At 44.2% G+C, this 12,502-nt stretch carries 14 protein-coding genes; 6 read left to right on the top strand and 8 right to left on the bottom strand.

The features are described from left to right. Positions 1-52 precede the first annotated feature (52 nt). On the top strand, positions 53-925 hold the full coding sequence (locus IRJ16_RS00435; protein WP_194109544.1) for an N-acetylmuramoyl-L-alanine amidase family protein: 873 nt from the start codon (positions 53-55) through the stop codon (positions 923-925). A gap of 23 nt (positions 926-948) precedes the next feature. Continuing rightward, positions 949-1,893, top strand: a complete 945-nt coding sequence (locus tag IRJ16_RS00430; protein ID WP_194109543.1) for an MlaD family protein — start codon at positions 949-951, stop codon at positions 1,891-1,893. Positions 1,894-1,967: 74 nt separating this feature from the next. Here the strand turns inward: IRJ16_RS00430 and IRJ16_RS00425 are convergent, their stop codons facing one another. Together IRJ16_RS00425 and gpmA are read right to left on the bottom strand one after the other, a co-directional pair. Further along, positions 1,968-2,303 carry a hypothetical protein gene (locus IRJ16_RS00425; protein WP_194109542.1) on the bottom strand — a complete coding sequence of 112 codons (336 nt, stop codon included), beginning with the start codon at positions 2,301-2,303 and terminating at the stop codon, positions 1,968-1,970. Positions 2,304-2,373: 70 nt separating this feature from the next. Beyond that, entirely contained in the window at positions 2,374-3,063 is a 690-nt protein-coding gene (gpmA, locus tag IRJ16_RS00420) for a 2,3-diphosphoglycerate-dependent phosphoglycerate mutase (protein WP_194109541.1), read from the bottom strand. A 108-nt stretch (positions 3,064-3,171) separates the two neighbouring features. On the opposite strand from gpmA, the gene IRJ16_RS00415 reads away from it, so the two are divergent. Both IRJ16_RS00415 and IRJ16_RS00410 read left to right on the top strand, forming a co-directional pair. Continuing rightward, the gene (locus tag IRJ16_RS00415; RefSeq protein WP_194109540.1) at positions 3,172-3,753 is read left to right on the top strand and encodes an acetate uptake transporter; all 582 of its coding nucleotides are present in this window, start codon (positions 3,172-3,174) and stop codon (positions 3,751-3,753) included. Between the two features lie 191 nt (positions 3,754-3,944). Continuing rightward, complete coding sequence (locus IRJ16_RS00410; RefSeq protein WP_194109539.1) at positions 3,945-4,178, top strand: VF530 family protein; 234 nt, start codon at positions 3,945-3,947, stop codon at positions 4,176-4,178. Positions 4,179-4,284: 106 nt separating this feature from the next. Here the strand turns inward: IRJ16_RS00410 and IRJ16_RS00405 are convergent, their stop codons facing one another. Beyond that, complete coding sequence (locus tag IRJ16_RS00405; RefSeq protein ID WP_194109538.1) at positions 4,285-4,761, bottom strand: hypothetical protein; 477 nt, start codon at positions 4,759-4,761, stop codon at positions 4,285-4,287. A gap of 168 nt (positions 4,762-4,929) precedes the next feature. Here IRJ16_RS00405 and htpG point away from each other — a divergent pair, with 168 nt between their 5' ends. Together htpG and IRJ16_RS00395 are read left to right on the top strand one after the other, a co-directional pair. Beyond that, positions 4,930-6,813: a molecular chaperone HtpG gene (gene htpG, locus IRJ16_RS00400; protein ID WP_194109537.1), complete on the top strand. Its 1,884-nt coding sequence runs from the start codon at positions 4,930-4,932 to the stop codon at positions 6,811-6,813. A 201-nt stretch (positions 6,814-7,014) separates the two neighbouring features. Further along, complete coding sequence (locus tag IRJ16_RS00395) at positions 7,015-7,536, top strand: DUF4251 domain-containing protein (RefSeq protein WP_194109536.1); 522 nt, start codon at positions 7,015-7,017, stop codon at positions 7,534-7,536. Between the two features lies 1 nt (position 7,537). Here IRJ16_RS00395 and IRJ16_RS00390 read toward each other — a convergent pair whose 3' ends face one another. The 5 genes from IRJ16_RS00390 to IRJ16_RS00370 all read right to left on the bottom strand — a co-directional run bounded on the left by IRJ16_RS00390 (position 7,538) and on the right by IRJ16_RS00370 (position 12,425). After that, positions 7,538-8,161: an ATP-binding cassette domain-containing protein gene (locus IRJ16_RS00390; protein ID WP_194109535.1), complete on the bottom strand. Its 624-nt coding sequence runs from the start codon at positions 8,159-8,161 to the stop codon at positions 7,538-7,540. After that, positions 8,158-8,829 (bottom strand): molybdate ABC transporter permease subunit, encoded by a 672-nt coding sequence (modB, locus tag IRJ16_RS00385; protein WP_194109534.1) that lies wholly within the window; start codon positions 8,827-8,829, stop codon positions 8,158-8,160. The genes IRJ16_RS00390 and modB overlap by 4 nt, the downstream gene beginning before the upstream one ends. 6 nt (positions 8,830-8,835) lie before the next feature. Then, a complete protein-coding gene (gene modA, locus IRJ16_RS00380; RefSeq protein WP_194109533.1) occupies positions 8,836-9,585 on the bottom strand; it encodes a molybdate ABC transporter substrate-binding protein in 750 nt (249 codons plus the stop codon). A 293-nt stretch (positions 9,586-9,878) separates the two neighbouring features. Beyond that, positions 9,879-10,379 (bottom strand): FKBP-type peptidyl-prolyl cis-trans isomerase, encoded by a 501-nt coding sequence (locus IRJ16_RS00375; protein WP_194109532.1) that lies wholly within the window; start codon positions 10,377-10,379, stop codon positions 9,879-9,881. Positions 10,380-10,412: 33 nt separating this feature from the next. Then, positions 10,413-12,425, bottom strand: a complete 2,013-nt coding sequence (locus IRJ16_RS00370) for a thioredoxin domain-containing protein (protein WP_194109531.1) — start codon at positions 12,423-12,425, stop codon at positions 10,413-10,415. Between the last annotated feature and the right edge of the window lie 77 nt (positions 12,426-12,502).

Here is a 12,502-nt window from a genome sequence, read left to right as displayed (position 1 = left end):
ATCGATTACGAATACTAATTTTGCGTATGTTGGTTAACAGCGCCCAAAAATAATGAAAAATAAAGCATTACAAAGATCCATCTTCGGTTTATCTTTATCATTAATATCTCTGACACTTTTCTCCTTTACTTCGGTCCATAAGCCCGGTCCGGATACTATTGTTGCTCCGGGTTTTAAATTAAGAACGGTAGTTATTGATCCCGGTCACGGCCATCGTAAGGATGGTTCATACTCCGGGGCATCGGGCTCTTTCTCTAAGGAAAGCATTGTAACGCTGGCCGTAGGCTTGAAATTGCAGGCGGCGATAGAAAAAGATCTGAAGGATGTTAAAGTAGTTATGACCCGCACCGACGAGCATGAGGTGACACTACAACAACGCGCCATTATCGCTAACGAGAAAAAAGGGCAGCTTTTTATTTCCCTTCATTGTAACTCACTGTCTGATAGAATAGTTAGAGGTGCTCGTGGTAAAGTGACCCGTGTACCAGACCGTTCGGGCAAAGGTGTGCTGCTGCTGGTCTACATTTTCAGGAGGGGTAACGAGCAGGAGGCGGCTATACGTGAAAATGAAATGGAAGACGCCGGCGGCAAAGAGAATACGGAACTAATGCCTACTGATCCTGCATCTATCATGCTGTTAAGTGCCTTTAAAGAAAAATACCGAAAACAAAGTTTGCGCTTTGCGACTTTAGTGAATGAAGAATTTATAGGCCAGGGCCGCAAAAGCGAAGGTGTACGCGAGCAAAGTTTGCACGTGTTAGCCAGAGCCGGGATGCCGTCGGTACTGGTGGAGATGGGTTACATCAACCACCCCGAAGAAGAGGAATACATGAGTTCGGAAGAAGGACAGAACGAAATTGTAGAGGCGATACTAGAAGCTATAAAGACCTATAAAAAAGAAGTAGAACCATCAACATCTAACTAAACACAACTTAAAACACATTTACCTTGAAAATATCTAACGAAACCAAAATAGGCGCACTTACCGCTTTTAGTATAGCGGTACTTATTATAGGCTACAGTTACCTGCGCGGTAACGACGTTTTTTCGCGCTCTAATAAATATTATGCCGTTTATCGCAGTGTGGAAGGCCTAACAGTATCAAAACCGGTTTTGGTTAACGGATTCCAGATAGGCCGGGTATCATCTATGAAATTGCAGCCCAACGGCTACAGTATTGTAGAGTTTAAAATAGAGCCGGATTATGACATCCCTGCGAACACCTTAGCCAAACTGCAAAGCACCGACCTTTTAGGCGGCAAGGCCATTGTGTTTGAATTAGGCAATAGCAAAGAATTGGCCGAAGACGGCGCTACATTACGTGCCGATATTCAGGGTAGTTTGGCCGAGAGCTTGCAGCCAATCCAGCGTAAAGCAGAATTACTGATCGGTAAGGTAGATTCATCTTTGGCCGCGATCAACAAGATATTGAATCCTGAATTTCAAAAGAATGTGGATCGTAGTTTTAACAGCATTGCTAACTCATTACAAACGTTAGAAGGTACTACCAAAAAGATAGATGCTTTGGTCGGTTCACAAACCAGCCACATTAACGGTATCCTTACCAATGCCGAGGTTGCATCAAGCGGCCTAAAAGTTACTGTTAACAATATGAATGATGTTACCGGAAACTTTAAGAAAGTGAGTAACGATCTGGCAAACTCGAACATCAAACAAACCCTCGACAACGCTAATAAAGCCATGGCCGACCTACAGGCAACAATGGCTAAAGTTAACAGCAAGAACGGATCGCTTGGCTTATTACTAAATGATACCCAGGTTTACGATAACATGGCTAAAGCAACACAAAGCCTTGATGACCTGCTGACCGATCTTAAGGCGCATCCAAAGCGTTATGTTAGCTTCTCGGTTTTTGGAGGTAAGAAAGATTAATATCCTTTAAACTTTTTAAAAGCGAAGCGCCATTGTTCATCACAATGGCGCTTCGCTTTTTCATGGTCGACCGATCAAAAACCTTCTTGTTGTTTTTCATCACTGCGGCCCACTCCTACTAATTCTTCAACCTGCTCTTCGGCGGCTTCGCTGGTGGCGTAATTTAATTTGCGGAAACGCCAGTGCGCAAAGGCCGGCTCCTGAAAGCGGTCTATCAGCTTAAAATATTTAGGGAAGTTGTGTATCTCATCCAACAACACCCCCATTACGATGCCATTGTTATCTAATAGTTCGCGAACAGTGTATTGGGTATCCTTGGTCACCCATATCTCAAAATCCTTACGGATCTCTTCAGCTTTATCTGGGTCGATGGTGGCATTCACACATATCACTTTATCTCCGGGTCTCATGGTAGTTCTATTGTATTTTACCGCAAAGATAAAAAAGCGGCGGTTCTGTTATTGTAATTTTTTTTGACGGTTATTCCAGATAGTAGTGGCGAATGGTATTCAGGCCTTCGTCCAATTCATAAACCCATGGCGTGGCGGTGGGTATCTCCAGATCGGCCACTTGCTCATCGGTCAGGTTATCCATGTACTTGATCAGCGCGCGCAAACTATTGCCATGCGCGCAGATCACTACCTTTTGGTTTTGGCGGATGACGGGCACAATGATCTCGTTCCAAAAAGGCAACACCCTGTCCATGGTCTCGCTCAGGTTCTCGGTCAGTGGCAACTCCCGTTCGGTCAATAATCGATAACGCAGATCTTTGCCGGGATATCGATCATCGTCTTTAGTGACCACGGGCGGATGTTCATTAGTATCGCGCCGCCATTTGTGCACCTGGTCTATGCCATACTGAGCGATCGCTTCGTCCTTATTCATACCTTGCAAGGCACCGTAGTAACGTTCGTTCAGCCGCCATGATTTGGTCACCGGTATCCAAAGGTGGTCCAGTTCTTCCAAAATGTAATGCAGGGTTTTGATAGACCGTTTAAGCATCGATGTGAAGCCTGCATCAAAATTATAGTCGTGTTTTTTTAGCAGTTGGCCGGCACGGTAAGCTTGCCTGGCACCTTCTTCACTCAGATCAACATCGGTCCAGCCGGTAAAGCGGTTCTCTAAATTCCAAATGCTTTCTCCGTGACGTATCAATACTACTTTCTGCATATCTGATCATTAAACGTAAAACCTTTTAGCATGTTTGGCCAATTGATTTGTAATTTACCGATAATTGACTTAGCTTGCCCTTATAAACCATTATTAACCTAACAATTTATGAGCGAAATTACTGCACCTGTAAAGGATGGCATTGCCAACCCTGCACCCCTTGGCCTATGCGCTTTTGGCTTGACAACTGTTTTATTGAACCTGCATAATTCCGGAATGTTCCCCTTAAACTCCATGATATTAGGCATGGGCATATTCTACGGCGGCATTGCCCAGGTGATAGCCGGAATTATCGAGGCTAAAAAGAATAACACCTTTGGGTTGACCGCTTTTACATCTTATGGTTTCTTTTGGCTGTCGTTGGTCGGCTTGATCGTGTTCCCTAAATTGGGCTGGGCCGAGGCTACCTCTCCTACCGCGTTCTCTGCATATTTAGCCATTTGGGGTGTATTCACTTTCTGCCTGTTCTTTGGCACGTTGAAGTTGAACAGAGCTTTACAATTCGTGTTTTTGTCACTGACCATCTTATTCGCGCTATTAGCCGTAACCAAAGCTACCGGCAGCGAACAGATAGAACACATAGCAGGTTATGTTGGAATCATTTGCGGTAGTTCGGCTATCTACACCGGTATTGCGGGTGTACTGAATGAAGTTTACGGAAGAACTGTGTTGCCGATAGGTGCTTTGTAAATAAGAATACTATAGGTGTATACAGCGTGGGTGTATACACCATATACACTTTTATTTAATTGATAGTCAATGTATTAATTTTAAATAAAAGCACCCTTAAGGTTTGGATATGTCGCTATTTTTTATCATATGATAATTGCAGCGTCATATCCAAAACAAGGGTCTCCAAAAAATAACCTTACCTTTGCACCATGTCATCGCAAACCAATAACCCACTCCACGGCAAAACGCTCGAAGCTGTCCTGAACCACTTAGTAGCGCATTACGGTTGGGCGGAGATGGGCTACCGGATCCGTATCAATTGCTTTTTAGATGACCCAAGCATTAAGTCGAGCCTAAAGTTTTTGCGTAAGACGGATTGGGCGAGGAAGAAAGTGGAAGAATTGTATCTGGAGAGTTTGGGGGATGATCGAGTTCAGCTCTAACCACAAGGGCGCAAAGTTGAGAAACACAAAGGACACAAAGCCTCGCTTATCGACTACGCAAGGCTTTGTGTTTTTAATTCTTTGTGGTTAAATAAACCACTATTATCTATTTAGCACACTCCACCGGTACAAATCTGAAACGTGCTTTTTCAAATTTGATTGGTACTTGCGGGTCAAAATAGGTACGGCCTAAATATTCCATTACCCTGCCTTGCCCCATCAGCAAGGTATCGCCTTTGTGTAGCAGTGCTACCGGGTTCACGTATTGTGTACCTTTGTTCTTAAAGCTGAATTCGCCAAAAAGGGTATCTCCTTTAAACTCGCCGGTCACTTCGCCTTTGCTTAGGTCTAAGGTGTCGTTCTTATTAAATTGAATGGCCAATTCGCCTTTGATCTTACCGCTGGCGGCCACATCGAAAGTAATAGCGGCGCTATCTTTTTCGAACAATGCTTTATAGCAATGTTTACCAACCGTAAGGTGACTGGTGTATGCTGGTTTATCGTCGGCTTTTTGTTCGCCTTGCCCGCAACCGAAAAGTAAGGCCGATGCGGCAATTGCAAATAGTTGTATGGTGCTTTTCATATTGTAAAACTAATTCTTTAGTCGATAATTCAAAATAGATTTCAGAAATATTTCTGTTAAGGGGGCAATATATATCAACTCTGCCAATTTGACAACCCTACCACCTTTGGAACGCCCATTGATATGCAATAGACATATCATCTAACAACTTTATTAAATTATAATATTATGCAAGAAAAAGGCACCATTTCGATCCACACCGAGAACATCTTCCCTATCATTAAAAAGTTCCTGTACTCTGATAACGAGATCTTCCTGCGCGAATTGGTATCAAACGCTGTTGATGCTACGCAAAAGATCAAACGTTTAGCTTCATTAGGCCAATATAATGGCGAGTTGGGCAATTTACAGGTTGAAGTTGCTTTTGATAAAGATGCTAAAACCATCACCATTTCTGATAACGGCCTTGGTATGACGGCCGACGAGATCAAGAAATACATCAACCAGATCGCTTTCTCGGGCGCTACCGAGTTTATGGATAAATTTAAGGAGGCTAAAGATGCTAACGAGATCATCGGTCGCTTTGGTTTAGGTTTCTACTCGGCCTTTATGGTGGCCGACCGTGTGGAGATACAAACTTTGAGCTATCAGGAAGGCGCTGAACCTGCTTATTGGACCTGCGATGGCAGCACTGAATTTGAGATCGGCAAAGGCATCCGCGAAACCCGTGGTACGGATATCATCCTATATGTGAACGCTGAAAGCGAAGAGTTTTTGGATAAGTTTAAGCTGCAAGGCATCCTGGATAAGTACGCTAAATTCCTGCCTGTTCCGGTAAAATTCGGCACCATTACCGAGCAAGAGCCTGATGGCGAGGATGCTGAAGGTAAACCAAAGACCAAGAGCGTTGAGGTTGACAACATTATCAACGATACCAACCCTATTTGGACCAAGCAACCATCTGAGTTAAAAGACGAGGATTACCTGAACTTCTACAAAGAATTATATCCTTTCAGCGAGGACCCATTGTTCTGGATCCACCTGAATGTAGATTATCCATTTAACTTGACCGGTGTATTGTACTTCCCTAAGGTGAAGAACGATTTCGAGATCAGTAAAAACAAGATCAAGCTGTTCTCTCGCCAGGTATTTATTACCGACGAGGTTAAGGACATCGTTCCTGAATTTTTGATGTTGCTGCACGGTGTGATCGATTCACCAGATATCCCGTTGAATGTTTCGCGTAGTTTCTTACAGGCTGACAGCAACGTTAAAAAGATCAATAGCTATATCACCCGTAAGGTAGCTGACAAGCTGTCGGACTTATTTAAAGCCGACCGTGCCGCTTACGAAGAAAAATGGAGCGACATTGGCCTGTTTGTTAAATATGGAATGATCAGCGAAGAGAAATTCTACGATAAAGCTAAAGACTTTGTTTTGCTGACCAGCACCGACAAAACCAACTACACGCTTAACGAGTACAAAGAGAAAGTATCGGCCGAGCAGACCGATAAAGACGATCAGTTGGTTTACATCTACACCAACGACCCGGCTAAACAGGATTCTTTCATTCAGTCGGCCAATAAAAAAGGGTACGATGTGTTGCTGATGAATTCGCCGATAGATAACCACTTTGTTGGCCAGATAGAGAACAAGTTAGAAAAAACGTCATTTAAACGCGTTGACGCTGATGTTGCCGATAAACTGATCAAGAAAGATGATGCACCGGCGCACATCCTGACCGAAGAGCAAAGCACACAGGTGAAAACCATCTTTGATAGTGCTATCAACAAGCCGGCTTACAAAGTTGAGCTGGAAAGCCTTAACCCTGAGGAATTACCGGTAACCGTTACTATGGACGAGTTTATGCGCCGTATGAAAGAGATGGCAGCCATGGGCGGCGGTATGGGCTTTTATGGCAACATGCCTGATAACTACAAAGTGGTAGTGAACGGCAACCACAAACTGATCACCCGTATTTTGCAAACCGAGGACGCTGAAGAGGCATCGCGTTTAGCTAAACAAGCATTCGACTTAGCTCTGTTATCCCAAGGTTTACTGACCGGTGCCGACCTGACCGCCTTTGTTAACCGTAGTGTGAGCATGATCTAAGAAACCCTCCTTACCTCCCTGAAGGGAGGGATAGAAGATATGCAAAGCCATTCTATTTGAATGGCTTTGCTGTTTTATAAGCTTTGTTGCATAGCTTACACATTAGCATTATCTTTCGCTTGATACTTAAACTGGCACGGTCTTCGTTTTATTTATGGAATATACGGATGTTATGCATCCTGTATAAAAAATGAGAGATATATGAGAGCATTAAAGACATCCATCGCGGCGTTGGCCATAGTTTTCGCCGGGGCTTTTGCGGCCTATCCGCAAAACGAAAAAGAAGATAGTAAAGCAGATAAAAAAGCTGTTAAAGAGGCAGCTGTGAGAAAATTGGTAGAGAGCAAGGACTTTACCTTCTACGTTCAATCGGCAAGTCCGTTAAGGGGTGGTAACGTAAACATCCAATACGGTTATTACGATCTAAAGATCCTGCCGGATACCATCCTGTCATTCCTGCCCTATTACGGACAGGCCTATCTGGTACCGAACGCCCCACGCGACGGCGGTATCAAATTTGCATCCACAGATTTTGTTTACGAGGCCGCTACACGTAAAAACAATTATCAGATCATCATCAAACCTACGGATATTAAAGATGTGCAGCGCATGATCTTAGAAGTTACCCCATCAGGCTATGCTACCTTATTTGTGAACAACACCAGCAGGGACGCGATCAGCTTTTGGGGTTATGTAGAGGCGAATAAGAAGGATAAGAAGTAAGCTATTGATAGCTGACATAGAGCTGATGATCAGCGATATCCTTTAATTCATCCGGATAATGGCTTACAATGATCACCGTCGTTTGTAATTTATCCCATAAAATTTTCAGGCCGGCCAATAGGTCGGCCTTTGTTTTTTGGTCGAGTGCCGAAAACGGTTCGTCCATGAGTAATAATTTAGGCTTAATGGCCATGGCGCGCAAAATAGCCAGGCGCTGTTGTTGACCTCCCGAAAGGTCATCAGGTTTTTGATCGGCGAAGGTTTGTAGTTGGCCTAAACTTAGTAACTCGTCTATCCAGGCGGCATCATTAGTAGCGTATTGCAGGTGTTGTTTAACGGTCATGTTAGGAAACAAAGCATAGTTCTGGAATACAAATCCTGCTTTGCGTTGTTGAGGGGATAGATCGATCCTGGATGAGGTATCTAACCAAACATCACCATCGACCGAGATACTACCTGTTTCCGGCTTGATCAACCCCGCCAACACTTTTAAAAACGTAGATTTACCTGCCCCGGACGGTCCGTGAATGACCGTGATAGTACCACGCTCTGCCTGTAATTGCACATGCAGGTCAGACCATCCCTTACCGATCTTTAGCTTTTTATGTATATCGATAGCGATCATTCCAGCGGGCTTTTGGCTTTATTGCGGTTGAGGAGAAATACAGCGGTGACAATAACGAATGTGAAAACAACCAGCAACAAAGAGTAGGTATTAGCAGTAGCATAATCCATGCTCTCCACAGCATCGTAAATGGCGATGGATGCAACTTTGGTCTGACCGGGGATATTACCACCTATCATCAGCACTACGCCAAACTCGCCGATGGTATGGGCGAAGGTCATTACTACGGCGGTCAGTACCGATGCTTTGATATTGGGGAGCAGGATCTTCATGAACGTCTCCCACTCACTTTTACCCAAGGTATATGACGCCTGTGCGAGCGAAGATGGCAATTGCTGTAAAGCCGACTTGATAGGCCCCACCATAAACGGCAGACTATAAATGACGGATGCCAGCACCAATCCCGGGAACGAGAACACTAATTGGATATCTAAATGTTCGTTTAACCATTTACCAAACCCTCTTTGCGGACTAAAAGCGATCAGCAGATAAAATCCTAATACCGAGGGTGGCAATACGAGCGGCAGTGTAACGATGGCCTCGATGATCACGCGCCATACCGACCGGCCTTTACTTAACCAGTAAGCCAGCGGCAAACCGATGAGCAATAACAAAGCTGTTGTTACGGCGGCCAGCTTAAGCGATAACCAAATAGGCGAAGCGTCCATCCGTATCTATGGGATAAGGTAGCCGTATTTTTTTAAGATCTCCTGCGCGGGTGCGGTCAGCATATAATCGTAAAATTTCTTTGCCGCACGCTTGTTTTTGCTTTTTTTGATGACCACCATACCTTGCTCTATCGGCGAGTATAGTTTAGGACCTACCTCGGCCCAATGGAAGGTCATGCTGCCTTGTTGCTCTTTAACTAATGACTTTGTGGTGAAGCCTAAGGTGACAGCAGGTTGAACAATATAAGTATTCACCTGGGATATGCTTTCGCCATAAACCAGTTTAGAACGTATTTTATCCAGCAGATCAAGTTTGGTCAACGCTTCTTCGGCCGCGCGACCGTAGGGTGCCAATTTAGCATTAGCGATAGCGATCTTCTCAACTTCTTTGGTCAATATCGATGTTCGCCAGGTATTGATCGCGATATCCTGTACCGTACCAACGATCAGGATACCTTTCGCGTAGACCTTTGGCTTGCCATCGGCAAAACCATCGTCTGACAGTTTTCGAGCAAAATCCATATCCGCTGACAGGAAAACATCGTATGGTGCGCCGTTACTGATCTGTGCCACCAGTTTACCGGATGAGCTTACGATCGGTTCGACAGCAATACCCGAACGCGTTTTAAAATCCTCGCCCAATTCTTTGATGACCGACTGCAGATTAGCCGCCACCGCCACATTAATGGTTTGTGCACAGGCATCAACACCTAAAGCAAATAATAAAAATGTGAAGATCGACCTTAACGTATTCATCAAGGCTAAGGTAGGGTTTAAAGCGGGAATTTAAAATTGTCAGGATACATCGACGGGGAGATGATTAAGCGCTTATCTAATGAGTTCTAATCTATCTCAAATTAAGACCATCAATTTTTTAAAAACATGTAAAGTTTATATAAAGTATATAAATGTACTTATTATCAATGTTTTATGTTTATTTATTACAAAACTATGTTAACCTTTGTTAACCTTCTTTATAGTTATTTTTTTTTGACAATAGCAAAAAAAAGCCGACCTAAAAGGTCGGCTACGTATTACAATACTTCTTATTAGTGAGCGTGATGACCATCCGGACCGTGTGCATGGCCGTGAGCCAATTCCTCTGTATTAGCCGGTCGTACGTTAAGGATCTTGCCGCTAAAGTGCAATTCCTGACCAGCCATCGGGTGGTTAAGGTCAACCAATACCGCGTCCTCGGCGATAGAGATCACCTGTCCTTGAAAATGGTTACCCTGGTTATCTTGCAAAGGCAATACCGCACCAACTTCGGGCAGATCCTGACCTTCGAACATCTGGATAGGCAGGTTAGCTATCGCTTCCTCATCATGCTCACCGTAGGCGTCTTCCGCCGTTAATCTAAAATCATAAGTATCGCCGGTTGATAATGTGCTCAAATTCTCTTCAAACTTTGGCAACATTTGGCCCGCACCATATAAAAAGGTAAGCGGTTGCTCTTCGGTAGTTTTTTCGACCAGTTCTTCCACACCAGACTGGTTTTTAACATATAGATCGTAGGTTAATGATACTACGTGTTGTGCTTCAATTTTCATTCTTTATTATATTGATCCGTTAATTATACGCGTTTAACCTGCAATTTGTTTTAACGCATCGGCAACATTGTCGACAGGTAAACCGCAGGTCTTGTTCTTACAAACGTAGATGAGCGTCCGCTCTCCTACCCTGTTTTGCAGCAAAGGTAAATTTTCTGCCGTACCTCCCAATATTATTTTATTAGGCGCGTAAGTTTGTTCCAATTCCCAGCGGATATCCTGAAATTCGGGGCCGGTAACGGCCACTTCGGCTAAGCCGAATATCTCTTCTTGTAACAAGATCGCCCAATTTGAATATGATGAACCATACTTAGCTATTAGTGTGAAGATATTGCGTAACTGCTGAGCCGCGATCTGCTCATAACGTTCATCCTCAAAAACCAGCGACAGCTTTTTCAGGTTACGCGCCATTACCGAGTTGGATGACGGTATCACGCCATCCATGATCTCTGATTTACGGGCGATCAGTTGTTCCTGGTCATCAGTATAAAAGAAGATGCCATTTGCCTCATCGTAGAAATGTTCGATAGCGACGTTGGTGAGTTCTTTAGCTTGTTCCAACCAACTAATATCAAAAGTGACCTCGTATAGGCCGATAAATGCGTCAATGATATTGGCGTAGTCATCCAGGAACGCGATCGGGTCGGCATCGCCTTTAACTGCATCAGCATTATAGATCCTATTGACCTTACCATCAGCATTGATCAATTGTTTGGTGATGAATTCAGCATTCTTTAATGCCAATTCCAGATATTCCGGTTTATCAAATGCTTTGTACGCGTCGCACAAACCGCGCAACATCAGTCCGTTCCACGAGGCCAATATCTTATTATCCAGTCCCGGGCGGACGCGTCCATCTCGCAATGCCATCAGCTTAACCTTGCAGGTTTGGATCACCTCACGTAATTCTTTGGTACTGATACCGATCTTAGCGGCCAATTCCTCGTCATCATCGCGGCGGAAGAATACGTTGGTTTCCTCCTCTTCCCAATTGCCGTGTTCGGTTACGTTGTAATAGATACCGAAAAGCTGTGCATCGATACCCAACACCTCGTCCAATTCAGCTTTAGAAAAACTATAGAATTTACCTTCCACTCCCTCACTATCTGCATCAAGGGCCGAGTAGAACCCGAGATCAGGCGACATCAATTCGCGCTGAACAAAGTCGATGGTCTCTTCAACAACTTGCTTATACAGATCATCGCCTTGCCAGGTGTAAGCCTCGGCATAAAGACTGATCAGCTGCGCATTGTCATACAACATCTTCTCGAAATGCGGGATATGCCAGACCTTATCTACCGAATAACGGGCAAAGCCTCCACCGATCTGATCGTAGATCCCGCCGTAAGCCATCTTCTTTAAGGTCAGCGTTACAATATTTGCGATATTGCCGTCCCACATATAATGTGCGTAACGCATTAGGAACAGCCAATTATTCGGCATGGGGAATTTTGGGGAGTTGCCCATACCGCCTTCTTCGGTATCGAAGTAGCGTTTCCAATTTTCAACGATCTTTTCGAGGTCGGCTTTGGTGTATTCGACAGCATCTTTCACAAAGGTAACCGATTCATATTGCTTGATGCCTGCCGTCAGCTTATCAGCATAATCAGCCGCTTCATCCGGTTTTTGTTGATAAAAATCAGCCAGGTTGAAGAGCAGACTTGTCCAATCGTTCTTACGGAAATACGTGCCGCCATAGATCGGCCGCTGATCAGGCAGGCAAATACAATTTAAGGGCCAGCCACCACGGCCGGTCATTAATTGTACGGCACTCATATAGATCTGGTCTACATCGGGGCGTTCTTCACGGTCAACTTTAATGCAAACGAAGTGTTCATTCATCACTGCAGCCACGGCTTCGTCCTCAAAACTTTCGTGCTCCATCACATGGCACCAATGGCAGGCCGAGTAACCAATGCTGACCAAGATCAGTTTATTCTCGTCCTTAGCTTTTTGCAAAGCCTCAGGCCCCCAGGGAAACCAATCGACAGGGTTATTGGCGTGTTGTAAAAGATATGGCGATGATGAGTTAGCGAGACGATTCATAATTTATATCTACTTTGATATATGAGAGCAGTTGATCGCAATATATACCCAATAAAGACTTTTTATGAAATTTGGTT

Origin of the sequence: Mucilaginibacter myungsuensis (assembly GCF_015222005.1) — a bacterium.
In the GTDB taxonomy this organism is placed as follows: Bacteria; Bacteroidota; Bacteroidia; order Sphingobacteriales; family Sphingobacteriaceae; genus Mucilaginibacter; species Mucilaginibacter myungsuensis.
The sequence above is the reverse complement of the archived record's forward strand: the minus strand, read 5'-3'. Positions and strand labels throughout refer to the sequence as shown.